Annotated in this window: 23 protein-coding genes; 14 read left to right on the forward strand and 9 right to left on the reverse strand. The window is 64.4% G+C overall.

From position 1 onward, the window contains the following. Positions 1-2: 2 nt before the first annotated feature. Positions 3-1,124, reverse strand: a complete 1,122-nt coding sequence (locus tag OPU71_RS09555; protein ID WP_267727733.1) for a saccharopine dehydrogenase family protein — start codon at positions 1,122-1,124, stop codon at positions 3-5. Between the two features lie 541 nt (positions 1,125-1,665). Continuing rightward, entirely contained in the window at positions 1,666-2,118 is a 453-nt protein-coding gene (locus tag OPU71_RS09560; protein WP_267727734.1) for an anti-virulence regulator CigR family protein, read from the reverse strand. A gap of 194 nt (positions 2,119-2,312) precedes the next feature. Between OPU71_RS09560 and OPU71_RS09565 the strand changes: the two genes are divergently transcribed. Continuing rightward, positions 2,313-3,800, forward strand: a complete 1,488-nt coding sequence (locus OPU71_RS09565; RefSeq protein WP_267727735.1) for a peptide MFS transporter — start codon at positions 2,313-2,315, stop codon at positions 3,798-3,800. Here OPU71_RS09565 and OPU71_RS21345 read toward each other — a convergent pair. After that, entirely contained in the window at positions 3,797-4,054 is a 258-nt protein-coding gene (locus OPU71_RS21345) for a macro domain-containing protein (RefSeq protein ID WP_420712367.1), read from the reverse strand. The genes OPU71_RS09565 and OPU71_RS21345 overlap by 4 nt on opposite strands. A gap of 7 nt (positions 4,055-4,061) precedes the next feature. After that, positions 4,062-4,799, reverse strand: coding sequence for a trehalose-phosphatase (otsB, locus tag OPU71_RS09570; protein ID WP_267727736.1), 738 nt, complete (start codon positions 4,797-4,799; stop codon positions 4,062-4,064). Positions 4,800-5,188: 389 nt separating this feature from the next. Here otsB and gstA point away from each other — a divergent pair, with 389 nt between their 5' ends. Both gstA and OPU71_RS09580 read left to right on the forward strand, forming a co-directional pair. After that, the gene (gene gstA, locus OPU71_RS09575) at positions 5,189-5,797 is read left to right on the forward strand and encodes a glutathione transferase GstA (protein WP_267727737.1); all 609 of its coding nucleotides are present in this window, start codon (positions 5,189-5,191) and stop codon (positions 5,795-5,797) included. 49 nt (positions 5,798-5,846) lie between these two features. Beyond that, positions 5,847-6,665 carry a DODA-type extradiol aromatic ring-opening family dioxygenase gene (locus tag OPU71_RS09580; protein ID WP_267727738.1) on the forward strand — a complete coding sequence of 273 codons (819 nt, stop codon included), beginning with the start codon at positions 5,847-5,849 and terminating at the stop codon, positions 6,663-6,665. 17 nt (positions 6,666-6,682) lie between these two features. Here the strand turns inward: OPU71_RS09580 and OPU71_RS09585 are convergent, their stop codons facing one another. Beyond that, the gene (locus OPU71_RS09585) at positions 6,683-6,922 is read right to left on the reverse strand and encodes a TIGR02450 family Trp-rich protein (RefSeq protein ID WP_267727739.1); all 240 of its coding nucleotides are present in this window, start codon (positions 6,920-6,922) and stop codon (positions 6,683-6,685) included. 291 nt (positions 6,923-7,213) lie between these two features. On the opposite strand from OPU71_RS09585, the gene parS reads away from it, so the two are divergent. From parS to OPU71_RS09610, 5 genes are all read left to right on the forward strand, one after another. Further along, the gene (gene parS / locus OPU71_RS09590; RefSeq protein WP_267727740.1) at positions 7,214-7,666 is read left to right on the forward strand and encodes an antitoxin Xre-like helix-turn-helix domain-containing protein; all 453 of its coding nucleotides are present in this window, start codon (positions 7,214-7,216) and stop codon (positions 7,664-7,666) included. Then, positions 7,666-8,148, forward strand: coding sequence for an RES family NAD+ phosphorylase (locus tag OPU71_RS09595; protein WP_267727741.1), 483 nt, complete (start codon positions 7,666-7,668; stop codon positions 8,146-8,148). The genes parS and OPU71_RS09595 overlap by 1 nt, the downstream gene beginning before the upstream one ends. A gap of 109 nt (positions 8,149-8,257) precedes the next feature. After that, positions 8,258-9,136, forward strand: a complete 879-nt coding sequence (htpX, locus tag OPU71_RS09600) for a protease HtpX (RefSeq protein WP_267727742.1) — start codon at positions 8,258-8,260, stop codon at positions 9,134-9,136. Between the two features lie 62 nt (positions 9,137-9,198). After that, entirely contained in the window at positions 9,199-10,170 is a 972-nt protein-coding gene (locus OPU71_RS09605) for a TerC family protein (protein WP_324256051.1), read from the forward strand. Continuing rightward, on the forward strand, positions 10,167-10,670 hold the full coding sequence (locus tag OPU71_RS09610; protein WP_267727743.1) for a universal stress protein: 504 nt from the start codon (positions 10,167-10,169) through the stop codon (positions 10,668-10,670). Before OPU71_RS09605 ends, OPU71_RS09610 begins: the two co-directional genes overlap by 4 nt. A gap of 106 nt (positions 10,671-10,776) precedes the next feature. On the opposite strand, the gene OPU71_RS09615 is transcribed toward OPU71_RS09610, so the two are convergent. Continuing rightward, positions 10,777-11,403, reverse strand: coding sequence for a hypothetical protein (locus OPU71_RS09615; RefSeq protein ID WP_267727744.1), 627 nt, complete (start codon positions 11,401-11,403; stop codon positions 10,777-10,779). A 52-nt stretch (positions 11,404-11,455) separates the two neighbouring features. Further along, positions 11,456-11,695, reverse strand: coding sequence for a hypothetical protein (locus tag OPU71_RS09620; RefSeq protein ID WP_267727745.1), 240 nt, complete (start codon positions 11,693-11,695; stop codon positions 11,456-11,458). A gap of 363 nt (positions 11,696-12,058) precedes the next feature. On the opposite strand from OPU71_RS09620, the gene OPU71_RS09625 reads away from it, so the two are divergent. Then, positions 12,059-12,499 (forward strand): hypothetical protein, encoded by a 441-nt coding sequence (locus tag OPU71_RS09625; RefSeq protein WP_267727746.1) that lies wholly within the window; start codon positions 12,059-12,061, stop codon positions 12,497-12,499. 91 nt (positions 12,500-12,590) lie between these two features. Here the strand turns inward: OPU71_RS09625 and OPU71_RS09630 are convergent, their stop codons facing one another. Together OPU71_RS09630 and OPU71_RS09635 are read right to left on the reverse strand one after the other, a co-directional pair. Then, positions 12,591-13,208 (reverse strand): NF038129 family PEP-CTERM protein, encoded by a 618-nt coding sequence (locus tag OPU71_RS09630; RefSeq protein WP_267727747.1) that lies wholly within the window; start codon positions 13,206-13,208, stop codon positions 12,591-12,593. A 70-nt stretch (positions 13,209-13,278) separates the two neighbouring features. Next, positions 13,279-15,960 carry a lamin tail domain-containing protein gene (locus tag OPU71_RS09635; protein WP_267727748.1) on the reverse strand — a complete coding sequence of 894 codons (2,682 nt, stop codon included), beginning with the start codon at positions 15,958-15,960 and terminating at the stop codon, positions 13,279-13,281. A gap of 229 nt (positions 15,961-16,189) precedes the next feature. On the opposite strand from OPU71_RS09635, the gene OPU71_RS09640 reads away from it, so the two are divergent. The 5 genes from OPU71_RS09640 to OPU71_RS09660 all read left to right on the forward strand — a co-directional run bounded on the left by OPU71_RS09640 (position 16,190) and on the right by OPU71_RS09660 (position 23,390). Continuing rightward, positions 16,190-17,473, forward strand: coding sequence for an HD-GYP domain-containing protein (locus OPU71_RS09640; RefSeq protein WP_267727749.1), 1,284 nt, complete (start codon positions 16,190-16,192; stop codon positions 17,471-17,473). Further along, complete coding sequence (locus OPU71_RS09645) at positions 17,470-18,957, forward strand: PAS domain-containing sensor histidine kinase (RefSeq protein WP_267727750.1); 1,488 nt, start codon at positions 17,470-17,472, stop codon at positions 18,955-18,957. The genes OPU71_RS09640 and OPU71_RS09645 overlap by 4 nt, the downstream gene beginning before the upstream one ends. Before the next feature lie 108 nt (positions 18,958-19,065). Continuing rightward, positions 19,066-20,367, forward strand: coding sequence for a hemolysin family protein (locus OPU71_RS09650; protein WP_267727751.1), 1,302 nt, complete (start codon positions 19,066-19,068; stop codon positions 20,365-20,367). Then, the gene (locus OPU71_RS09655; RefSeq protein ID WP_267727752.1) at positions 20,360-21,607 is read left to right on the forward strand and encodes a TIGR03862 family flavoprotein; all 1,248 of its coding nucleotides are present in this window, start codon (positions 20,360-20,362) and stop codon (positions 21,605-21,607) included. Before OPU71_RS09650 ends, OPU71_RS09655 begins: the two co-directional genes overlap by 8 nt. Before the next feature lie 460 nt (positions 21,608-22,067). Beyond that, a complete protein-coding gene (locus OPU71_RS09660) occupies positions 22,068-23,390 on the forward strand; it encodes a magnesium and cobalt transport protein CorA (protein ID WP_267727753.1) in 1,323 nt (440 codons plus the stop codon). Positions 23,391-23,510 lie beyond the last annotated feature (120 nt).

The raw sequence follows: 23,510 nt of genomic DNA on the forward strand, positions 1-23,510 counted from the left end.
CCTCAAAGCGTGACGCGTTCCGCGTGATGCGATTCCGTCGAGTAGTAGCGGCCAAACCGGTTGGCGAGGAAGTGTTCCAGGTCCACCGATTCCTGCCGCACGAATCCCTTGTTCGGCAGCCGCCCTTCGCGGTGCAGATCCACCGCCGCGCAGGCGCCGGCGGCGGTGGTGAGCTGGATCGAACTCCAAGCTTCGCCGAACAGATTCTGATGGTAGATCTTCCGGGCATCGGTTTCCTGCCAGTAGTGCCCGTCTTTCCAGCCGGATACCGCGCAATAGACGAGTACGACGTCTTGCTTGGTGATCGGCAGCGCCGACTCCATGATCTCGCGCAACTGGTGGCGGCGCTCGGTGGTGTGGCCCATCTTCAGGCCGTTGATCAGGAAGTCCATCAGGTATTGGTGGCCGGGGTAGCGCACGGTCTTGTAGTTGAGGTCGTTGATCCGGCCGGCCAGTGTTTCGCATAGCGTACCCAGCCCGCCCGAAGTGTTGAAGGCCTCGTATTCAAGGCCGTCGAGCGAGAATCGCTCAAGCCCTTCGAGCGCCAGCACTTCGAGCTGACGCCCCTTGTGGATCACCTCACAGGGATTGCAGTACTCGTTGATGACCCCGTCGGTAGACCAGGTCAGGTTGTACTTCATGTGGTTGTGCGGGTATTGGGGCAGGGCGCCGACCCGCATCTTGATGCTGTCGAGTCGGTCGAAACGGCGACTCATTGCATGCGCGAGGATGCCGATGAAACCCGGCGCCAGTCCGCACTGGGGCATGAAGATTTGCCCATCACGTGCTTGCGCCGAGTATTCGCGAACCTTGCGTGTGGTCTCCACGTCTTCGGTCAGGTCGAAATAGGACACGCCCGCGTCCAGCGCGGCTTGCGCAATGGCCGGGTTCACATCGAAGGAGCAGGCCGAAAACACCGCGCGCTGGCCATCGAGTGCCAGCCTGAGCTGCTCGGCTTCGCTCAAATCGATTTCACGGGTCGCGACTCGCAGTTGCTTTTCCAGTCTGGCAAGCGCGGCCGGGTCCTTGTCGGCGACGGTAACCCGGTAGTCACCGCTCTGGTGGAGCAGCTTGGCAATGGATGCGCCGATCTTGCCGGCGCCAAGAATCAGGATCGGATACATGACGGGTCTCTCTCACCGTTGTGGGTTGGAGGTGCGCCGCTTTCATAGCGGTCGTTAGTGACTGGGCCGACCGGTTGTGCCGATGGCCAGCGGGTTGCGTGTCGAGCTGGGTAGAAACGGATACGGAATGCGTGTGCGCGCGGTCCTGCCGGGTCGGCAAGTGCGACACATCACATGAGCGGGGGGCTGATACAGGTGGGCACAAGAAAGCGGGGCGGACGCACCGTCGGGAATCCCCTTGGGTGTGCTCAAGACCAACATGCGCAATTTGACACTGCCACGAACCACTCGCATTCCCCCCAGAAGCGAAGTGGCTTCACCCCGAGGAGAGGCGAAGCGGGGGGATTGGCTCCCCCTCATGTTGGCCGCGAGCACCAGGCAAGCCGTGGTGTGCGTCCGCTCCCCAGTCATCGCCATGCGTCGACGACCAGAGATCGCATTAGAGACGCAGCCGGCCAGGGCGGCTTGCCGCGCTGCGGCGGGAGTTGTCAAAAACGTGACGCCCGTCGTGGCCAACGACGGGGTCGCGATTCAGCCGGAATCAGTTGAAAACGTCGCTCAGCACATCGGCAACGATGGCGGTGCCAATCGCGATCAGCACCAGATCGGTCCCGCATACCTGCCATTCGTAGCCAGGATGTCGCGGCAATTGCGAAATCATGTTGGGCGGCGCCATCTTCTTGGCGATTCCCGGTGGCAGCGGCTTGCCGCGTGCGAGGTTCTTGCGGATCCCGGGCGGCAGCGGTTTGTAACTGCCCTGGCGATAGCCGGAATCGATCGCAATGCTGCGCGCCGCGCTGACCGAAATGCCTGCGGTGGTCAGCGTGATCGATGCCGTCACTTCTTCGCTGTCCTGCCCCTTCTTGCCATGACCGCCGCCCTTGTTGCCCTTGCCGGGCGGGGGCTCGGCAAGCACCGGCGTGGCCGCAATCGCAAGACCGAGCATCAGGCTCAAGGTGTTGGTGAGGATGTGACGCAAGCGATGGATAGGCATGGCCGTCTCGGCTTTCTCTTTGGACTGGATCAGTCTGGTGCGGGCGGCGGGGCATGCTTGGCTGCGCTGAACAAGCATCGCCAGACGGTGTGCGGTGCCTCCGCGTCATTCATTGCATTTTGGCGCTTCGCGAGGCTCTGGTATACACCGCCTAGCCGGCGTTTGCCGGGGCAAAGTGGCTGAGGTATTGCGTGGTGTTGGTCAAAGAAAGGCTGTCGGACATTCCAGAAGGCGCTGCGTCGCTCTTCTTCATCCAGATTTTCGCGACGCTGGGTTTTGCGGTGCTGTATTCGACGCTGGTGCTTTACGCGACCAAGCATCTGCACTTTTCAAGCAAGGATGCGGCCTTGATGATGGGGGTGTTCGGCGCCTTCAACTATGGCTTGCACCTGTTTGGTGGATACCTGGGCGGGCGCTTGCTGAGTAACCGCAATCTGTTTGTGGGCGGCATGGTGCTACAGATGCTGGGCAGCGCCTGCATTGCGGGTGGTACGGTGGCAATGCTCTACCTTGGGCTGGCGCTGTTCCTTACCGGCAGCGGGCTCAATGTGACCTGCCTGAACATGATGCTGACGCAGCGCTTCAAGCCGGAGGACACGCGCCGCGAGGCGGCGTTCCTGTGGAACTACGCAGGCATGAACGTCGGCTTCTTTGTGGGCTTCACCGTGGCGGGGTACTACCAGCTCAACGGCGACTACTCGAGCCTGTTTATCTTCGCGACGGTGGGCAATCTGCTCGCGATTGTTCTGTCGGTGCTGAACTGGAAGACACTCGCGGATCGCGACACGCCCTTGCTCGAACTTAGCCAGGCCCAGTACCGGCTGCGCTTTGTGCTGGGGCTGCTCGTGCTGTTCGGCCTCGTGCCCGTGGTGTGGAAGATGCTGCAGTCGCCGGCCGAAACAGGGATGTGGCTCAAGGGGATCTGTGCGGCGGTGGCGCTGGCGCTGGTCTATCTGACGGTGCGGCATCGTGACACGCGCGAGCGGAACAACATGTGGGCCTACCTGATCCTGGCGCTGGGCTCGCTGGTGTTCTGGACGCTCTACCAGATGGCGCCCAACGGATTGCAGTTGTTCGCTCTCAACAACGTGGACCGCATCGTCATGGGTTTCGAAGTGGCGCCGCAATGGATCCAGAACATCAACACCGTGGTGATCGTGATTGGCGGGCCGCTGATGGCGGCCTTGTTCTTCCGGCTGCGGGATCGTGGCTGGACAATCGATGTGCCGAAGCAGTTCGCGGTATCGCTGATCCTGATGGGTTTGGGCTTTCTTGCTCTGCCGCTGGGGATCGCGCTGGCCGACGATAAGGGCATGGTGGCCTTTGGCTGGCTCTTCCTGAGCTATGTGCTGCAGAGTCTGGGCGAGCTGCTGATTTCGCCTATCGGCTACGCCATGATCGGGCGCATGGCGCCGCGTCAGTACCAGGGCGTGATGATGGGCAGCTGGATGCTCGTCACCGGCCTTGCGTCGCTGTTCGCGGGGGATTTCTCCGGCATGATCCCAGAGCCGACCGAAGGCGCAGCGCTTTCCACCAATGCCGCGTATTCAAGCCTGTTTGGCCGCCTCGGCCTGGGAAGCCTGCTGGTTGGCTGTGCCTTGGTGGTACTGATTCCCTACTTGCGCCGCCTGATCCGCGACCGGGAGGCCGCGCCCGAGCCGGTTCCGGCCGTACCGCGTTAGCAAGGCGTCAAGCAGCGCTCCTCAGTGGGTGCCGATCGCATCGTGCTGCAGGCGCTCGGAAGGATGTGCCGGGCCGGCAAGCCAAAGCCTGGCGTGATGCGCGCTTCGCCGACCGGGCAACCGCCCTGCGTGGCGAAAAACGCACGCAGTTGCGGCCCCGCAGCCCGGTGGATCGCGCCGTAGAGAGCCAGCGTTGTAATGTTGCCGCGCCAAACCTTCAGGCGGGCAAGCCGTGATGACGCCGAGCGCAGCAGTTACCGCTCAGTCGAGCAGTGATTCAAGCCACTCGCGCACCGCGTCTTCATCGGGCAGACGGTAGCGCGCGTGGGAGTTGCCCGCGCCAACCTTGATCGAGACGCCGTCGAGCGCGTTGACCGCAATGAAGCCATCTTCGTCGGTGACATCGTCGCCAATGAAAACCGGTTTTCGGCGCGTGAACGGAAACGCCTGCATGAAGCGGTTGATTGCATGCCCCTTGCTGGCATCCACCGGTTTGACTTCGACCATGCCGCGTGCGTGCATCACTCGTACCCCGCTGTCGGGCAGGCAGCCCGCTTCGGCGGCCTTGGCTGCGGCGTCGCGCAGTTCCGGGTGGCGGTGAAAGTGCAGCACCATCGACAGCGCTTTTCGCTCAAAGCGCACGCCCAAGGTGCGGTTGGCAAACTGCTCGCAGCTGGCATGTGCGGTGACCAGGCCCGGCGGCGCAATGATCTGCTCGCGGTGCGCATGGGGGGTGAAGCGCCACTCCGCGCCGTGCTCACCTGCTGCGGCAAGCTTCAGCGGTTCGAACAACTCGTCGATCACTTCGATGCTGCGGCCGCTGATGATGGCCAGTGCGCCATCTGAACGGTTGCGCAACTCGGTGAGCAGCGAGCGCAAACCGTCATCCACCAGGGGCACGGATTCGTCGGGTTTGTCGAAGGGCACGAGCGTGCCATCGAAGTCGAGAAAGAACGCAAGTGTGCCTGTGGCCAGGCGCGGGGGTTTTTGCATGGGCATGGGTTGATTCCTCGCTGGGCGGCCGTGTCGTGCTGTTTTGGACTGTTGAATCGGCGTCTCTTGTTTCCCGACAGCCATTCTGGGGGCTTGTTCCGTCGTAAGGAAAGTAATTCGCGCCGCCCGCACATACTGCCTTCCCTGAAATGGATCTTGAAGCGGTGTTCCAGGTCATGTTGCGATGCCCTGGGTCAGCGGGGCCGTTGTCCGCGCAGGCAATGCGCCCGGTGGTGGCTGGGAGTACCCTGCCTTTCTGAGCCTGGCCGTTGCGGTTCAGGCATTGCTTGGTGCCGGCGCATTTGCGCTGAACATCGGCAGCGCTGAATCGAACCGAGCGCATGCATGACCTGTCCCACCGTTCTGGATTCGCCTTCAAAACAAGGAGTCTTACGATGAAACTGTACTTTTCCCCGGGTGCCTGTTCGCTCTCACCGCACATTGCCTTGCGCGAAGCGGGTTTGCCGATTGAACTCGTCAAGGTTGATCTGAAGCGCAAAACCACGGCCGACGGGGCGGACTTTGGCGCGATCAACCCCAAGGGCTATGTGCCGGCGCTTGTACTTGATGGCGGAGAGCTGCTGACCGAAGGGCCTGCGATCGTTCAGTACATTGCTGATCTGCAGCCGCACGCGCAGCTTGCCCCGGCCAACGGCACCCTGGCGCGTTACCGCTTGCAGGAGTGGCTGGGCTTCATCAACTCCGAGCTGCACAAGACCTTCGGCGCCTTGTTCAACCCGGCTACGCCCGCCGAGACAAAAAGTGCCGCGGTGGCGCTGCTGGGCAAGCGTTTCGACTATGTCGCAAGCCAGCTTGCCGGGCGCGATTACCTGATGGGCGCTGGCTTCACCGTGGCCGATGCCTACTTGTTCACCGTGCTTAACTGGTGCCAGTGGGTGGACATCGATCTGTCTGGATGGCCTGTGCTGGCCGCATTCCATGCGCGGGTGGCGGCACGGCCGGCGGTGCAGGAAGCACTGCGCGCTGAAGGATTGCTCAAGTAGTCATGGCAAGGCGGCGTGGCAAGTTCGCGCCGCCGTAATGGATACCGCGATGACACGAATCGAAGGCATGCCGGTCCTGTTTCTTTCGCATGGTTCGCCCCTGCACGCGATGCTGGAGAGTGATGCCGCACGGCTGTGGGCGCAGTTGGGCGCGCAGATGCGCAAGCCACGCGCAATCCTTGCCGTGTCGGCGCACTGGACGACCGGGACACCGATGCTGACCGGGGCCGTGTCGCCGCCGACCATCCATGATTTTGGTGGTTTTCCCGAGCCCTTGTATCGCTTGCGCTACCCGGCGCCGGGCGCGCCAGAGCTGGCCGGGCGCGTGCGCGGCATGCTTGCCGCGGCCGGTATTGCAAGCGGAATCGATGGCTCGCGCGGTTTGGACCACGGCGCGTGGGTGCCGTTGATGCACCTGTTTCCGCATGCGGATGTGCCGGTGCTGCAACTTTCGGTGCAGGCGGCGTTGGGCGCGCGCCATCACTTCGCGTTGGGGCAGGCGCTCGCGCCATTGATTGGTGACGATGTGCTGGTGCTCGCCTCCGGCCATACCACCCACAACTTGAACGACGCCTTCGCGCGCCCCGATTTGCTTGGCCAGTCGATGGCACCCTTGCCCTACGTGCAGGCTTTCAGCGATTGGGTGGCCAGTGCAATCACCGAGCAGCGGATCGATGATCTGCTGGACTGGGCGCAACGGGCCCCCGGCGCTGCGCGTGCGCATCCGACGCCGGAGCACTTTCTGCCGCTGTTTGTTGCGCTTGGCGCCGCAGGGCAGGGCGCACGCGCTGAACGCATGCTGGCAATCGGCGATGGCCCCGCACTGGCGATGGACAGCTGGCGCTGGCACCGCTCCGCGGCCGGCTGAGCGCGCCTGCGCCGACGCTACTTCCAGCCCTGCAGCCAGCGGCTGCCGTCGCACAGCTCGCGCCATGCAATGCGTTCGCAGCGGCGGGAGTGAATCGCCTCGATTTCAACCCACTCGATGCCCGATCCGGCTTCATCGGGCTCGAAGAGCTTTGTCACGAGGAAGTGCTTCTCGCGATTGCTCGGCCTGGCGGCGGTCCATTTGCTGAGCAAGAGCTTGGCTGGATTGAGTCGGCGATAGGCAAGCTGTGGCGGCATGGTTCAGTCCTCGGGGGCGGTCCTGTCTGTCCGGTGCGGTGTTGAGACATTTTTCGCGGGGCCTGGTTCGCTCAAGCATCGGAGAGCCGTAGCGGTTTGCCACGCACGCATGGCGGCCTGCTTTGCGCAGCGGCCCTGGCGTGGCGCCGCATGCAGTAATCGGGCCAGATCGCGGCCGTCAAACCCTGCGCAAGCGGCACCGCATGCACGCGAGCAATTCGGGGTGGGCTTGAGCGATGCGCCAAATTTGCCTATATTGATTGCCATATGGCAAGAGTTGGGGGGTGCATCATGAGTTCAGCCGCGCTGCAACGCGAAGACCTGTCAATCGAAGGCTTGTTGGGCGGGCGGGGCGTGCTGCAAAGTGCGCCGCGTACGCCGCTTGAATGGGTCACGCTGATCCGCCACGGCATTCCATCGCAGTCGGTCGAGGCGCTGGCCCGCATGGTCAAGCTGACGCAGGCGGAGTTGGCGGGCGCGCTGGGCATTCCCGAGCGCACGCTCGCACGCCGCAAGCGTGAAGGCATGCTCAACAGTGAAGAGTCGGCCAAGGTGGTGCGGCTTGCCCGGGTGGTGGACCGCGCGGAAGAGGTGTTCGAAGACCTCGACGTGGCGCTCGACTGGCTCAAGTCGTCCAACGCCGCGCTGTGCAGCGCCACGCCCATCTCGCTGCTTGATACCGATATCGGCGCCGAGAGTGTGCTCGATACCCTGGGCCGTATCGAGCACGGCGTCTTTTCCTGATGTCGCTCACCGTCTGGCGGCTCGTCACCGCGCGTTTTGCCGACACCGCCTTCAGCGGCGAAGGCGCGCGGCTCTACGGCGGCCGCTGGAACCGCAAGCATGTGCCGATGGTCTACACGGCCGCCACGCAGTCTCTTGCGATGCTCGAACTGCTGGTGCAGGACGACCCCCTACGCGCGCGATACGTCATGATCCCGGCTTTCATTCCTGATCAGGTGCAGCTTGAACAACTCGCCGCAAATGCCTTGCCCGAGGGCTGGCGTGAGATGGCGGCGCGTGAGCATCTGCAGCAGATCGGCTCGGAGTGGGCGCGCAGTGCACGCAGCGCTGTGCTGGCAGTACCCAGCGCGGTGATTCCGTCTGAAACCAACTATTTGCTCAATCCCTTGCACCCGGCGTTCCACCAGATCCAGATTGGTGAGCCGCTTGAATTCATTACCGATCTGCGCCTGATCCGTCGATCGCGCGGCGGCACGAACTGAGGCAGCCGATGGCAATGCGCCCGATTGTTCTGCCAACACTGCGGACTGGCCCCGCGCGCGTCGCGCGGGCCGCCCGGCACCGATTTACCTTCAAGTAAAAGGCCACTTCATGAAACGCATCTTCCTGTTTCTGGCAACCAACATGGCAATTGTGCTGGTGCTGTCAGTCACCATGCGCTTGCTGGGCGTCGAGCCCTACCTCAACGCCAATGGGCTCAACCTGTCTTCACTGCTGATCTTCGCGGCAGTGATGGGCTTTGGCGGATCGTTCATTTCGCTGGCCATTTCAAAATGGTCGGTGAAGCGCTCGATGGGCGTTCGCGTGATTGATTCACCAAGTACCTCGACCGAGTTCTGGCTCTACGAAACGATCCGCAAGTATTCGGACAAGGCCGGCATCAAGATGCCCGAAGTCGGCATTTACGATTCGCCCGACGTCAATGCGTTTGCGACCGGCATGAGCAAGAACAGTTCGCTGATCGCCGTGTCCACCGGCTTGCTGCAGCAGATGACGCGCGAAGAGGCGGAAGCCGTGCTGGGCCACGAAGTCGCGCACGCCGCCAACGGTGACATGGTCACCCTTGCCCTGATCCAGGGCGTGGTGAACACCTTCGTGATGTTCCTGTCGCGCGTGATCGGCCACCTTGTCGACCGTGTGGTGTTCAAGACCGAGCGCGGCCAGGGGCCGGCCTTTTTTGTCACGATGATCATCGCGGAACTGGTGCTGGGCGTGCTGGCGTCCATCATCGTCATGTACTTCTCGCGCCGCCGTGAGTTCCGTGCCGACGCCGGGGGCGCAAGCCTGGCGGGCCGGAAGAACATGATTGCGGCGCTCGAACGCCTCAACAGCCTGCATCCGCAACCCTTGCCAGAGAAGATGGCGGCCTTCGGCATTGCCGGTGGCGGCGGCGGGGGGCTCAAGCGGCTGTTCATGACGCACCCGCCGCTTACCGAGCGGATCGAAGCCTTGCGCCGCCAGGCGCAGTGACAGCGGCGCGCCGAACCCGCAAGCCACCCACGAGAAGTGATTAAACCCCGATGAGCGCGGGCGTGCAGACCTTTGCCACCGCCCCGATGTGGGCCGGTTTCGTTGGCTTCGTGCTGGCGATGCTGGCGCTCGACCTTTTCGTGTTTGGCGGGCGCAAGGCGCACCGCGTGCATGTGAAGGAAGCGCTGGCCTGGGTGATTGCCTGGTGCCTGCTTGCGGTGTCCTTTGCCGGGCTGCTGTGGTGGTACCTGAACGGCACCCAGGGCGCCGAGGTCGCGCGCACGAAGACGCTGGAGTTCCTGGCCGGCTATCTGATCGAACAGTCGCTCTCGGTCGACAACATGTTCGTCTTCGTGATGATCTTCAGCTACTTCGCGGTGCCGCCCGAACTGCAACGCCGCGTGCTGCTCTACGGCGTGCTCGGGGCGATCGTCATGCGGGCCACGATGATCCTCGCGGGCGTCTGGCTGGTGCAGCAGTTCGCGTGGATCCTCTACGTGTTCGGAGCCTTCCTGGCGATGACCGGCATCAAGATGCTCATCTTCGCCGAGGCCGAGCCCGATCTGGAATCGAATCCCTTGCTGCGCTGGCTGCGCAGGCACCTTCGCATTACCCCGGTGTTTCACGGCGAGCGCTTCTTCATCCGGCAGAACGGCGTGCTCTGGGCGACGCCGATGTTCCTCGTGCTGGTGTTGATCGAAGCCAGCGACGTGGTTTTCGCCGTCGATAGCATCCCGGCGATCTTTGCGGTGACGACCGACCCCTTCATCGTCTTCACCTCGAACATCTTCGCCATCATGGGGCTGCGCGCGCTTTACTTTCTGCTGGCCGACATGGCCGATCGCTTCCATTTGCTCAAGTACGGCCTGTCGATCGTGCTGGTCTTCATCGGCGGCAAGATGCTTGCGATGCCCTGGTTCCACATGCCGATCCAGTGGTCGCTGTCGATCGTCGGCAGCATCATCCTGATCTCGGTCGTCGCCAGCCTGGCGCTCTCGAAACGAAAGCCCGTTCCCGCCGGAGAAAAACCATGAACCGCGTGCAGCCTGAACCGGTGCTTATCGGCCGTGAGCATGACGACGACGGCCGGCTGGTTGCGCTCCGCTACGACAGCACGCCGCCGCCACCCGTGGCGGGCAAGGTCTGGCTGGTCGCGATTGATCCGTCGGACAACGCCTTGCGCGCCCTCACGCATGCCGCCGAGCACGCGCGAGAAATGAGCTGTGTGGCGCTGCATCTGGTGCATGTGGTGCCCTGGCTGGCCAGAGAAGCCGCCGACGCCGAACTGGCGCATCGCGCACTCGGTGCCACCGCCCAGGCGCGCGCCATGCTCGACTCCACCGGACTGGCCTGGCGCCTGCATGTGGCGATGGGCGACCCGGCCGAGCGCATTCTCGAATGCGCCAGGGCCTTGTCGGTGGATGGTCTGATCATCGGCTGTCGCGGCCTGAACCTGGTCGAAAGCCTCCTGTTCGGCTCGGTGACCGAAAAGGTGATCCACCACGCCCGCGTGCCGGTGACGGTGGTGCCCTGATCTGTCGCGGCTGGGTACGGCGGATGAGCGTCCTGGGCTGTGCCCGGTATGGCCGCGCCGTCCCTCGGCAATTTCCGTGTGTGATCGCCCGCCTTGCGTGTTGCCGTCAAGTGGGCGGGTCGGTGTAGTGCTCAAGCAGTGGCGCCCGGGCGGTGAAGGCGAGCCACTGGCGCACCAATGCACTGTATTGGGGCGGGTAATAGGCCAGGGTGCCGCGGGCGGTGGCGGGTAGCCATTCGGTGTGCTCGAAGCGCGCCTGTGATGCGACCAGCCACAGCGGCTCTGCGGTGTGCCAGCTGTCGTGCGTCTTCAGGGCAAGCGCGGCCACGCCGGCGTTCTGCTCGATCTGCGCTACGTTCAGCGTGCGAGTCGCATCCTGCCAGCTTGCCGACGGGCTGATCGATTTGAGCAGCAGATAGAACGGGCCCTTGAGTAGAACGCCCGCCGTTTCGGCGGGCGAATCGGGGCTTGCGCCCGCTTCGGGTGAGGCGCCTGCCGCGCGGCAGCTCGCCAGGGCGGCGGGGTCCAGATCAGCGAGGTGCGCTTCCAGCGCGCTGCGGTTGGTGATGGCGTAGCTGGCGTTGCGCGCAATCATCACCAGTCGCAGCCCGCCCTTGTGACGCGAGAACTCTGCGATTGCAGAGCGTTCTTCCGACGAGAACGCCGTGCTTGGCAGACGCCCGGGCGACGTCAGGAGGCGCGCGAGCGCGCTGATCAATGCTTGGTTCGACATGGCTTGTGTTTCAGTGGCGGGGCTGCTTGTCATTGCGCGGCGGGCCGCCTTGTCATTGCAGACGCAGCGGCAGGAAGTAGAAAACGCCGCGCGCTTCGTCTTCGAGCAGTCGCCGCGCGTGGCTGCTGGCAAATTCGGCGAGCATTTGACGGAACATCTGCTGATGCTCGTCCTGGCCATGCGCTTGAATCACGAGGTCGTCCAGGTTTCCGGCGTCGATCTCGGAAAGGGCCTTGGCAATGCCTTCTTCCAGGTCTTCCTCGGCGGCAATGCGGAACATTTGGTCGTTCATGAGTGGGCTCCGTGTTGCAGTGTTTCCATGATGAGGCATGTTGAGGCTGCTGGCGAAAAACCAAGTCGGCCGACCCGCCGGGCGACGCGGCCGCCGGGCATGCGGGCACGGGCTGGCGCTGCGGCGGGATGTCGCCAGCACGATGCCTGGGTGGCTTGATCGGGAAGCCTTGCTCTTGCCGGCCCGCACGGTGAAAATCTCAGCCTTCGCTTTCTCGTGCATACAGTGCTGGCGTACCCACGCAGCCGCGGCACGACACGGCGGAAGCCTTCCGGCAGTTCCGGACGCAGGCCCTCGAAGGCATGCCCGGCCCTCGTGCGGGCGTCCCGTGCGATACAACAAGACAAACCGAGACAGATCAACATGAGCAATTCCTTGGGCCCGGCGCGGCCTGAATCCCCCTTGCGCCAACGTGGCATGGCTTCGCCCTTGCAAGACGCGGGCCATGACACCGCTGACCTGGATTTTGCCGGCACCAATATCGCGGGCGATTTGCTGCAAATGATGGCGGAGGTGGAGCGTTCGCTCGATCCGGTGGCCATCTCGATCCGGATTCCGGGCGAAGCGCATGGCCAGATCAAGGGATGGCGAATCGAAGCGCCCGGCGTGGGCGCAATTCGCAGGCCTGAGGAAATCGTTGGCGCATCTGTCTGCACCGCGACTGGCAACACCTCGGCGATAACCGCGTTTGATGGTGCGGCCCGCCGGGTGCAAACGATCAGTGGCAGCATCTACGAACTGGGCATGCCAGATCCGTACTACGCGGCGCACAACCGCCGGGTGCTCAAGGCGCTCGGGTTCTAGGGCGCTGCCCGGCCGGCGACGCGTGTTTGCGTCGGCGGGTGAAAAACAAGAACGGCGCCCTGGGGCGCCGTTTTTTCGTGCACGGTTACGCTCAGCCGGCGCGGCGGCGCTTGGCGGCGCCCAGCAGGGCGAGGCCCGCCAACAGCATGGCGTAGGTCTGCGGTTCGGGTACCGCGCTCACCTGCACTGCCGAGGGCGTGCCGAACGCATCGCGCGCGAAGGTTTCGACGCCGATGCTGCCACCGGGGGAGAGTTCAAAGCGCAGCACGTCGCCGGCGCCATCGGCGGTGAGCAGGGTGTTGCTGACGGCGCCATCCCACAGCTTGAGCGAGAAGCTGTTGCCGCTGCCACTGCCGGCGCTGAGCCAGTCGCCGCTGAAGTCGACCGAAAAGCTCAGCTGGCTGCCGAACTGCCACGACTGGAAGACCGCGTTGAAGGCTTCTCCGGTGCCAAGCTGCCAGCCACCGGTCGTGATTGATGCTGCGCCGTCGAGCTGGGCAGCGCCGAGTGCGCTGCCGCCGGCCAGGCCGAAGATGGTGCTGATGGCCGCTGGCGAGTCCGCCAGGCCGGCAAAGCCGAAATCTAGGTAGCCGGTTTCTCCGGCGAGGCTGCTGGTATCAACCGTCACCGCGTAAGTGGCGGCAGAAGCGGGCAGGGCCATGGCCAGGCCCGCGAGCGCTGCTATCAGACTGCGTTGCAGGGTGTTCATGCTTGGATTCCTCTTTCAAGCCCGGCGGCGCCTTGCCGCCGGTTGTTTCGATCAGTGCGCGTGCGCGCGGTTACAGGCCGCCGAAGACATGCACCGTGTAGCCGATCTTCGCGCTGCCGCTGTTGCGGAACTGCACCGGCACGGCGAACGACTGGCCGGCAGCGAGCGGCGTGTTGATGCGGATCGCCGGCTTGCCGCCCACGCTGGTGGTGGCGTTGGCCAGCGTGATACCCGCGGGCAGATCGCCCAGCGCCATCGCCAGCGGTGCCGCCACCGCCGCTTTGGCAACGAGCGTGACGGTGCCGGAGTACAGGCCGGTGGCGCGGTTGTAGCTCAGGCCCGAGGCGTACCAGGTGAAGTTGCTGGAGAGATTGATCGCCTTGGGCGCGAGGTTCAGGCGCGCGACTTCGGGCTCGTGATCGCTGCTCTGGTCGGCGAACTCGCTGTTCACGTGCACAACGTCGTACTCGGTGCGCGCGGCGAGCGCCGGGCTGACCAGGATATGGTCGAGCGCCTGCGAGTTGCCTTCGAACACATAGGTGTAGCGCTCGGCGGCGGGCAGGGTTTCGACCAGGTCAGTCATGCCGACGGCTTTGAGCTGGCCGACCGCGCCAGAGAACTCGAAGTCGTTCAGATCGCCCAGCACCACCACGTTCGCAGCGGGTTCTGCCGTCAGGATCGACTTGACGAAGCCCGACACCACCGCAGCCTGCTGGTTGCGCTGCACCTCGGAGCTGCGCTCGGGCGGCTGGAAGCGGCCATAAAGCGGCTGATCGCCCCCCTTCGAGTTCCAGTGGTTCGCGATCATGAAGACCTTGTGATCATTGAAACGGAACTCTGCTGCCAGCGGCTTGCGGCTGGCAGCGAAGGCGCTGTTCGTCGGGTCGATGCGGCCCGGGCTGGCCGACAGCGCAATGCCATCGGCCGTATTGATGAGGCCGACACCGCTGGTGGCGCTGCCGCCGGCGCGATCGACAAAACTCACCCGCGCCGGATTGAAGAGGAAGCCGACCCGGATATTGCCGCCGGGCTGGCCGCCATCCTGGTTGTTGACCGGGTCGATCGAACGGTACTGGTAGGCGGGCCCGCCGGCGCGGCCAACGGCGGCGATCAGTTGCGCGAAAGTCGTGCTCGCATCGACCACCCCGTTGTCGGTCGGGCCGTTGTTGTCCTGGATCTCCATCAGGCCGATGACGTCCGGCGATTGCAGGTTGTTCACGATCTGGCCGGCGAGGCGGTCGAACTTGGCCACCGGGTCAGCCGCAGAGAGGTTCTCTACGTTGAACGAGGCCACGGCGAGTTCGTTGGCGGTTTGGCGGCGCGTGGTCTCGGGCGCGAGGCCACCGCTGGCAAAACCATTGAGTTCGGTCGCCAGCAGTTTGTAGTTGCCAAAGCTGTAATCGACCACCGCCGTGATGCGGCTGAAGCTGTCGCCCACGTTGGCGCTGGGCGTTGCCACCGCGCCCTTGGTGACAATCAGGCGCTCGGGGTTGAAATCGTCGCTGGCGATCACGATGCCGCCGCGTGTGGTGCGGGTTGCGGCCCAGCTACCACCGTCGGCGAGCACCGGCATGTCGCCGAACTGGTTGGTGGGGCCGCTCACGACCGGGTTGTTCAACTGCACCCGCATGCCTTCGAAGCTCTCGAGGAAGTCGAGTCCGTTGGCCGTGGGGTTCAGCGCGCCGAGGGTTTCGACATCGCCGCTGCCGGTGCTGTAGATCGACTTGCCGGGCGGCAGGCGACCACCGTTGCCGATGAGCACGGGCGCGGGCAGGGCGTTGCCGCTTGAAATGCGGGTGACGGTGGGGGTGGTGATCTCGGTGATGCTCAGGTTGTTGGTGCCACCGCTGCCGCCGGGGCGGAACTCGGCCACCTTGCCGCTCACCGTGACCGCGTCGCCGACAGCAACGCCTGGCGTGCTGGCGGTGTAGACGAGGATGCCTTCAGAGGTGCGCAGGTCGTTGTCGGCCTGTTCATCCTGCATGTAGAAGCCGTTGACCACCACGGCGGTGACGATGCCCGGCACGTTGGCAACGTCCTGCCCCACCAGCGGCGAGCGATGCGCAATGCCCTGGATGTCGCGGATGCGTGCGCTGATTGCGCCACCGCTGCCGCCACCACTCCCGCCGTCGCCGCCACCGCTGCCATCGCCACACACCAGGGCCGCGCTTGCACTGTTGCGCGGCGCCGGGCTGGCGCTGCTGAAGTCGGCCGAATTGTTGTTGGTGTCGGTACAGCCGCCCGCCTTGCGCTGGAGCGCCAGGGTGTTCGATGCGCCCGAGGCGGCGCTGCCCTCAGCGTTGTTGGCGCTGCCATAGCCGAGGAAATCCACCACGCCAGCGGTGCCGGCGCAGGCGCTCGCGCAGGTGAGTGCCGCACCTTGGCTGACAAGCGCCAGCTTGCCACCACTGGCACTCATCGCAATGCTACCGATCGCGTCGGCCGCGGGCAGTGCCTGCGTGCCGCCCGAACCCGGAGCTTGCTGCACAAGGTAGTACTGGCCGGGGCCGACCGAGCCGCTCAGCGCCGTGACTTGCCAGGTGCCGCCGCTGGCCGAGGCGTACTGCAGGCTCCAGCCGCTGAGCGACACGGCGGTGGTGCCGGGGTTGAACAGTTCAACGAAGTCGTGCTTCAGGGTGGCGCCGGTGTTGCCGCCGCCCCCGTAGGCCTGGCTGATCACCAGCGATGCGGCGCTCGCAGGGAGAGCAAGCCCTGCGGCAAGCAGCGCGCAGGCGATGGGGTGGTATTTCATGGGGTTCGATGCCTCGTTTTGTCTGGGCTCAGTCGAGGCCGGCGATGCGGATGGCAAGCCGGCGCGAAAAGGCGCAAAGATTGGCTCCGCCGTGTTTCAGCGCCATTGAGGGCTTATTTCAGCTTTGTGGCGGCGGGAGGCCGTCGCGGTCATCAAGGCCTTCAAGGTTCTTCCGCGCCTGCCGCTATAGCAGGGGAAACCCTGCACCGCGTTTTCTGGAGGTTGGGCCTTGGAGCGCGAAGAGCATCCGAACGATCACTACATCACGCCACAGCAACTGTGCATTGGCTTGCAGATCCACCTTGACCTGTCGTGGATGGATCACCCGTTCACCTTCTCCAGCTTCAAGATCAAGAGCCTTGATCAGATCGCGACCCTGCAATCGCTGGGGCTGACGCGGATCCGTTACTCGCCCGGCAAGAGCGAGGCCGAGCCCCTGGCGGTGCCAACCGGGCCAGTTTCTGCGCCGCCGCCGGCGCTTTCGCGCGAACATGACCCGGCTTACGCGGCCAAGCGCCAGCGGGTCGAGCGGCTGGCCGCCCAGCGCGCCAAGGTGAACGCCTGCGAGCGCGAATTCCAGTCCGCCACCAAGGCGATCAAGAGCATTACGCAGAACCTGTTCGCGCGGCCCAAAGAGTCTTACGAAGCGGCGCGTGGCCTGACCGACACCATGGTCGATTCGATGCTGACCGACGCCGATGTGGCGATAACGCTGATGAGCGACAAGGCCGGCAACGAAGACGTGTACTACCACTCGCTCAACGTCACCGTGCTGGCGATGATGCTGGCCAAGGAACTCAAGGCGCCGGCCGAGGCGATCAAGTCGCTGGGGGTGGGCGCGCTGTTCCACGACATCGGCAAGGTCGAGATCCCCGACAAGGTGCTGCGCAAGATCGACCCGCTGACGCATGCTGAAGCCGTGCTGATGCAGCAACATGTGGTGTACGGGCTGGAGATCGGCAAGAAGCTTGAACTCTCTGGCGAAGTGATGGCGATCGTTGCGCAGCATCACGAGCACGCCGATGGCAGCGGCTATCCGCGCGGGCTGCAGGGCAATCAGATATCGCTGCTGGCGCGCATCGTCACCATCGTCAATGCCTACGACAACCTGTGCAACCCGCCCAACCCGGCCAAGGCAATGACGCCGCATGAGGCGCTGTCGGTGATGTACGCGCAGCAGCGCGCCCACTTCGACGCCAACGCGCTGTCGGTCTTCATCCGCTGCATGGGGGTGTATCCGCCGGGCTCGATCGTGGTCTTGTCCAACGAAACCATCGGCATGGTCGTGTCGGTCAATAGCACGCGCCCGCTCAAGCCCACCGTGCTGGTGTACGACCCCGCCGTGCCCAAGGAAGAAGCCATCCTGGTCGACCTGGAGCAAGAGGCGGAAGTGAGCATCGCCCGCACGCTCAAACCCCAGCAGTTGCCGCGGCCGGTTTTCGAGTACCTCTCGCCGCGCCGCCGCGTCACCTACTACTTCGATGCCGAATCGGGCGGCGGGGTGGGCGGATGAGCGCACAGGACACGGCGCCCGAGCAATTGCTTGCGCTGGTAGCCAGCGGCAGCGCCAGCCCCTTCCTGCTGGTTGATGGCGCCACGCGCACGATTGCCTTTGCCAACGATGCGCTGGGGCGGTTGTTCGGGGTGCCCGCGGCGGCTTTACTCGGCAGGCCGATCAGCGAATTCGAAGTCGGGCTCGAAGACATGTTCTTCTGGGAGGAAGTCGCCTCTGGGCTGGCACACGATCTGGACTGCGCGCCCGGCAGTTACCTTCATGCCAGCGGCAGCACGGTGCATGTGCAGAAGCAGGTGCGGATCCTCGGGGCGCCGCCGGCGCAGAGCATCGCGCTGACGCTCACCGATGTGTCTGCCGAACTCGCGCGCTCGGACGAGACCGCCGAGATTGCATCCTTGCTGGCGGCAACGCTTGAATCGATTGCTGATGGTGTCCTGGTGACCGATCTGTCGGGCGGGCTGCGCAATTTCAATCGGCGTTTCGCGCGCATGTTCGGTGTTGCCGGCAGCGATCTGGATGGTGCGGCGGTCGCCGCCGCCGTGGCGGCGCTGCAAGTTGATCCCGCGCCTTGGCATGCCATGCTCGTCGAGGTAGCCGACGATCCGCAGGCCGAGCGGGTGCTCACGCTGGCGCTGGCCGATGATCGCTTTGTCGAATGCGCCGCGCGCCCCCAGCAACTGCGCGGCCGGCCGGTGGGCCGCCTTTACGCGTTCTCGGATGTCACCGACAGCAAGCGCTACGAGGCCGCACTGCTGGCGGCGCGCGAAGCGTCGGATCGCGCCAATCAGGCCAAGTCCGCTTTCATTGCCTCGATGAACCATGAGCTCAAGACCCCGCTCAACGCGATTCTTGGCTTCGCCGATCTGCTGCGCGAAGAGCTGCCGCCTGCCGAGGCCGAGTTCGCCCAGCATATTCACACCGCTGGCCAGCACTTGCTGGCGCTGATCGGCGATGTGCTGGACCTTGCGCAGGTCGAAGCCGGCAAGGTAGACCTTCACCCAGAGCAGCTTGATCTGGCCGAGCTGATGAACGAGTGCTGCACGATGACCGCGCCGGTCGCCCGCAGCTTCAATGTGGACATCCGTGTCGCACCGGGGCTCAAGCTGGCGGTGCTGGCCGATCGCCGGCGCACGCGGCAGATCGTCATCAACCTGATTTCCAACGGCTGCAAGTACAACCGCCCGGGCGGCAGCCTGACGATTACCGCAACGGCGGCTGCGGCCGGGTGCCTTGCGCTGCACTTTGCAGATACCGGCATCGGCATCGACGCGGCAGACCTTGCCCGTATTTTTGAACCTTTCACCCGGGTGGGCGCGCGGCGTGGCGAGGTCGAAGGGACGGGGCTCGGTTTGGCGCATTCGCGCAAGCTGGCCAACCTGATGGGCGGCGACATCGCCGTGCAAAGCACGCCGGGCGAGGGCAGCATCTTCACCCTGAGCCTGCCCGATGGTACCTTGGCCTTCATGGCAGGCACGCACTGATCCCATGCTGGCGTGGCGTCGGCGCGGGTGGGAGCGGCCCGTGGATGTGCAGCTATAATCCAGACTCCGCGGCCGCAGTTCGGGCCGCAATCGTGTTCACAAGGTTCGATGGAATTCTTTCTGCTGATTGGCCTGATCGTTATCAACGGTCTGTTCGCGATGTCGGAAATCGCTCTGGTCACCGCGCGCAAGGCGCGGCTGGCGAAACTGGCCGCCGAAGGCGATGCCAGCGCAGCGGCGGCGGTGCGGCTCGGCGAAGAACCCACCCGCTTCCTCTCCACCATCCAGATCGGTATTACCTCGATCGGTATCCTCAACGGTATCGTCGGTGAGGCCGTGTTCGCCGCACCGCTGGCGCTGTGGCTGGAAGGACTCGGGCTGCAGAACAACATCGCCGAGATCGGCTCCACCGTGCTGGTGGTGGTGGTGGTGACCTACATCTCGATCGTGATCGGCGAGCTGGTGCCCAAGCGCATCGGCCAGAGCAACCCCGAACTGATCGCGCGCATCGTGGCCCGGCCGATGGAAGGCCTTGCACTGGTCACGCGCCCCTTCGTTCGATTGCTTACGTTTTCCACCGATGCGCTGCTGCGCCTGGTGGGCATCAAGCGAAACGGCGGCCCGGCGCTGACCGAAGAAGAAATCCACCTCATGCTTGAAGAGGGCTCGGAATCGGGCGTCATTGAAACCCGCGAGCACGAGATGGTGCGCAACGTGTTCCGCCTTGACGAACGCGAGATCGGTTCGCTGATGGTGCCGCGCGCCGATATCGTCTACCTCGATCTGGAGCAGCCGCTCGAATCGAACCTGCAGCACATCGCCGGTTCGGACTACACGCGCTTTCCGGTTTGCCGTGGCGGGCTCGATCACATCGTTGGCGTGGTGCACGCCAAGCAGATCCTGGGGCAGACCCTGCGCGGCGAATCGCCCGATTTCGAGAAGCATCTGCACCCCTGCGTGTTCGTGCCCGAAACCCTCACCGGTATGGAATTGCTGGAGCACTTCAAGGCCTCGGCCACGCAGATGGTGTTCCTGATCGACGAGTACGGCGAAGTGCAGGGCATCGTGACCTTGCAGGATCTGCTCGAAGCCGTGACCGGTGAATTCAAGCCGCGCGATGTCGAAGACGCCTGGGCGGTGCAGCGCGACGATGGTAGCTGGCTGCTTGACGGCCTGATCCCGGTGCCCGAGCTCAAGGACAAACTCGGCCTCAAGGAAGTCCCCGAAGAAGACAAGGGCCGTTACCACACCCTCTCGGGCATGGTGATGCTCTTGCTGGGCCGCCTGCCGCACACGGCCGACGCGATCGAGTGGGAAGGCTGGCGCTTTGAAGTGGTGGACATGGACGGCAAGCGCATCGACAAGGTGCTGGCTTCGCGCCTGGGCCTCGGCGAAGAAGCCGATGGCTGACGCCCCGCGCCGCGTCGCCGTGATCGGCGGCGGGCCAGCGGGTTTGATGGCGGCCGAAGTTCTGTCCCAAGCCGGCTTGCGGGTTGATGTGTACGAGGCCATGCCCTCGGTGGGCCGCAAGTTCCTCATGGCCGGCAAGGGCGGCATGAACATCACGCACTCCGAGCCGCGTGAATCCTTCCTTGGGCGCTACGCCGCGCGGCAGGATGTGCTGAGTCCGCTCATCGACGCGTTCGATCCGGCCGCGCTGCGCAGCTGGATTCATGCGCTCGGCATCGACACCTTCGTCGGCAGTTCCGGCCGCGTCTTCCCCACCGACATGAAAGCCGCGCCGCTGCTGCGTGCGTGGTTGCACAGGCTGCGCGAAGCGGGCGTCGCGATCCATGTGCGGCACCGCTGGCTGGGTTGGGCGGCCGACCGCTCGCTGCGTTTTGCAGCGCCGGATGGCGAACAGCACCTGCAGGCGGATGCGGTGGTACTCGCGCTTGGCGGCGGCAGCTGGGCGCGGCTGGGTTCCGACGGCGCATGGGTGCCTTGGCTGCAGGCGCAGGGCGTCGCGGTGGCGCCCTTGCAGCCGGCCAACTGCGGATTCGACGCCGCATGGAGCGAACACTTCCGCGGGCGTTTCGCCGGTGAGCCGGTGAAGGCCGTCGTTGCCCAGTTCACCGATGCGCAAGGGCGAAGCCGGCAGCGGCAGGGCGAGTTCGTCGTCAGCGAAAGCGGCCTCGAAGGCAGCCTGATCTACGCCTTGTCCGCACCGATTCGCGACGCCATTGCCGCGCACGGCTCGGCCACGCTCGTCCTCGATCTGGCCCCCGGCAAGTCGCTCGACCGGGTGAGGGCGGAAGTCGCGCACCCGCGTGGCTCACGCTCGATGGCCAGCCATCTGCAAAGCCGCGTTGGTATCGCGGGCGTCAAGGCGGGCTTGCTGCGCGAATGCTCGCCGCGCGAAACCTACGACGACCCCGAAGCGCTGGCCCGCGCAATCAAGGCGCTGCCGGTCAGGCTCATCGCGCCACGCCCGATCGACGAAGCCATCAGCAGCGCCGGCGGCGTGCGATTCGAAGCGCTCGACAGCCGCCTCATGATCAAGGCCTTGCCCGGCGTGTTCTGCGCCGGCGAAATGCTCGACTGGGAAGCCCCCACCGGGGGCTACCTGCTGACCGCCTGCTTCGCTACCGGCCGCGCCGCCGCGCAGGGTGTGCTTGCCTGGCTGGATGCATCGGCTGCGCCCGACTGACAGCTTCAAGCCCACAGCAAATATCATCGGCCCCCGTGGTTCAATTTCGACCCGTTGGCCGCAAGGCGCCGCCAACGCCAGGCCCTTCATCCCCCGCGCGATCCTGCTCGGGGCTTTGCTCGGGCTGGCGGCACGCCATTCCAACACAATCACGGCGCCGTACACTGTGGCGCACTGAATCTGCTGGTTGGCTTGCTCCGTGGCGCTCATGGTGTCAATGAGCGGATGAATCGGGCCTGCGCGCCGGGAACCTGAATGGCGTTTGATTTGCTGGGCGCCTGCGGGCTCCGTTAGCTGGCACAGTGCGGCGCTTTGTCCCGGCGATGTGTCGTGGGCATCACCTCGGCTGCTCTGGCGGCTTGTCGTCATACCCGACGTCTGCGGACGTCGACAGATGATTCCCGATCACCACCGCGCCGCGCTGCCCCCGGCTGCGCCTGAACTACCCGGATACGCTGCAATGTCCCTCCAACAGATCAACGCCTTACTCAACAAACAGAAACTGGTCGAGGGCTTGGTGCATAGCCAGCCGATGGCGACGCAAGACTTGGTCGAGGCGATCGTTCATCGCAAACACCTGAGTGAGGTGCTGCACCTGCTCGAGAGCACACCGGCTGCGGACATTGGAGCGGTGCTCGAATCGGTGCGTTTCGATGACGCCGCCTTCCTGTGGCAGCAGTTGCCGGGCGAGCGCCGCGGCGAAGTGCTGTGGGAACTCTCGGATGAACTGAAAGATCGCCTGAGTCTTGACCACGCTGTTGATGTTCCGCAGAGCCAGATCAATGCCTTCGAGCTTGTCGATGGCCGCCTGCGCCAGCGCACGATCACCTGCCGTGCAGATCTGGAAGGCGTGCAGCCGATCTGGATTGATCTGTTCCACGCCAGCGAGGCCGAGCGGGCTTACGTGGGCGCCCACTACGGACTGGTGCTACCCGATTCCGGCGATACCACCGACCTTGAGGTCAGTTCGCGCTTCCATGTCGAAGAGGCGGGTGAAATCCACCTGCACTCGAACTTCCTGCTCGATCGCGAAGGCAACTCCCGCAGTATCCCGGTGGCGTTTGTGCTGCATGGCGAGATCCTGTTTTCGGTGCGCAACGAAGAGCTGCCGGTGTTCCGCCTGCAGCGGCGTCGGGCGCGGATGCAGCAGGGCTATGTGTCGGACTGCAAGGATGTGTTGCTCGATCTGTACGGCGCCGATGTCGAGTACTCCGCCGATGCGCTGGAAGGCGTTTACAACACGCTTGGCAAGGTGGGCCGTCAGGTGCTGAGCGAAACGATCAGCGATGAGGAAGCGGCTGGCATCCTGGCGGATATCGCCGAAGAGGAAGACCTCAACGGGCGCATCCGTAGCAACATCCTCGATACCCAGCGTGCGCTCTCATTCCTGATGCGTTGCAAGATGCTGTCGCCCGCCGAAATCGAAGACGCCAAACAGATCCTGCGCGATATCGAATCACTCAACAGCCACACCGCGTTCCTCTTCGACAAGATCAACTTCCTGATGGACGCCACGATCGGCTTCATCAACATCAACCAGAACCGGCGGGTCTCGCAGCTCACCGTATTCGGCGTCGTCTTCATGCCGATCAACATCCTCGCCGGTGTCGGCGGGATGTCCGAGTTCTCGATGATGACGGCGGGTATTCCGTGGCCGATCTCGTTCGGCGCCTTCATCGTCGGCATGGGCGTGATCGGTTGGGGCACTTACGTTGCACTGCGCTGTGCAGAGGTTCGCAGGGCCAGACAGGCTTTGAAGACCAAGGCTGCGGCAGCGGTTTGAACGATGCGCCGAGTGACGCCACCCAAACGTCTGGATATGACGAACACTCGCTTTGGGCTGACGGGCTTTGTTGCAACCCTTGAGCGTAAGCGGAAAACCTAGCCATGCCGTTCAGGCATC

It is taken from the genome of Niveibacterium sp. 24ML, from assembly GCF_026586805.1.
GTDB lineage: Bacteria > Pseudomonadota > Gammaproteobacteria > Burkholderiales > Rhodocyclaceae > Niveibacterium.

Coding starts and splice junctions, on each gene's coding strand:
- OPU71_RS09555 (WP_267727733.1), bottom strand. CDS start 1,124: ATGTATCCGATCCTGATTCTTGGCGCCGGCAAGATCGGCGCATCCATT.
- OPU71_RS09560 (WP_267727734.1), bottom strand. CDS start 2,118: ATGCCTATCCATCGCTTGCGTCACATCCTCACCAACACCTTGAGCCTG.
- otsB (WP_267727736.1), bottom strand. CDS start 4,799: ATGCCCATGCAAAAACCCCCGCGCCTGGCCACAGGCACACTTGCGTTC.
- gstA (WP_267727737.1), top strand. CDS start 5,189: ATGAAACTGTACTTTTCCCCGGGTGCCTGTTCGCTCTCACCGCACATT.
- OPU71_RS09580 (WP_267727738.1), top strand. CDS start 5,847: ATGACACGAATCGAAGGCATGCCGGTCCTGTTTCTTTCGCATGGTTCG.
- OPU71_RS09585 (WP_267727739.1), bottom strand. CDS start 6,922: ATGCCGCCACAGCTTGCCTATCGCCGACTCAATCCAGCCAAGCTCTTG.
- parS (WP_267727740.1), top strand. CDS start 7,214: ATGAGTTCAGCCGCGCTGCAACGCGAAGACCTGTCAATCGAAGGCTTG.
- OPU71_RS09595 (WP_267727741.1), top strand. CDS start 7,666: ATGTCGCTCACCGTCTGGCGGCTCGTCACCGCGCGTTTTGCCGACACC.
- htpX (WP_267727742.1), top strand. CDS start 8,258: ATGAAACGCATCTTCCTGTTTCTGGCAACCAACATGGCAATTGTGCTG.
- OPU71_RS09610 (WP_267727743.1), top strand. CDS start 10,167: ATGAACCGCGTGCAGCCTGAACCGGTGCTTATCGGCCGTGAGCATGAC.
- OPU71_RS09615 (WP_267727744.1), bottom strand. CDS start 11,403: ATGTCGAACCAAGCATTGATCAGCGCGCTCGCGCGCCTCCTGACGTCG.
- OPU71_RS09620 (WP_267727745.1), bottom strand. CDS start 11,695: ATGAACGACCAAATGTTCCGCATTGCCGCCGAGGAAGACCTGGAAGAA.
- OPU71_RS09625 (WP_267727746.1), top strand. CDS start 12,059: ATGAGCAATTCCTTGGGCCCGGCGCGGCCTGAATCCCCCTTGCGCCAA.
- OPU71_RS09630 (WP_267727747.1), bottom strand. CDS start 13,208: ATGAACACCCTGCAACGCAGTCTGATAGCAGCGCTCGCGGGCCTGGCC.
- OPU71_RS09635 (WP_267727748.1), bottom strand. CDS start 15,960: ATGAAATACCACCCCATCGCCTGCGCGCTGCTTGCCGCAGGGCTTGCT.
- OPU71_RS09645 (WP_267727750.1), top strand. CDS start 17,470: ATGAGCGCACAGGACACGGCGCCCGAGCAATTGCTTGCGCTGGTAGCC.
- OPU71_RS09650 (WP_267727751.1), top strand. CDS start 19,066: ATGGAATTCTTTCTGCTGATTGGCCTGATCGTTATCAACGGTCTGTTC.
- OPU71_RS09655 (WP_267727752.1), top strand. CDS start 20,360: ATGGCTGACGCCCCGCGCCGCGTCGCCGTGATCGGCGGCGGGCCAGCG.
- OPU71_RS09660 (WP_267727753.1), top strand. CDS start 22,068: ATGTCCCTCCAACAGATCAACGCCTTACTCAACAAACAGAAACTGGTC.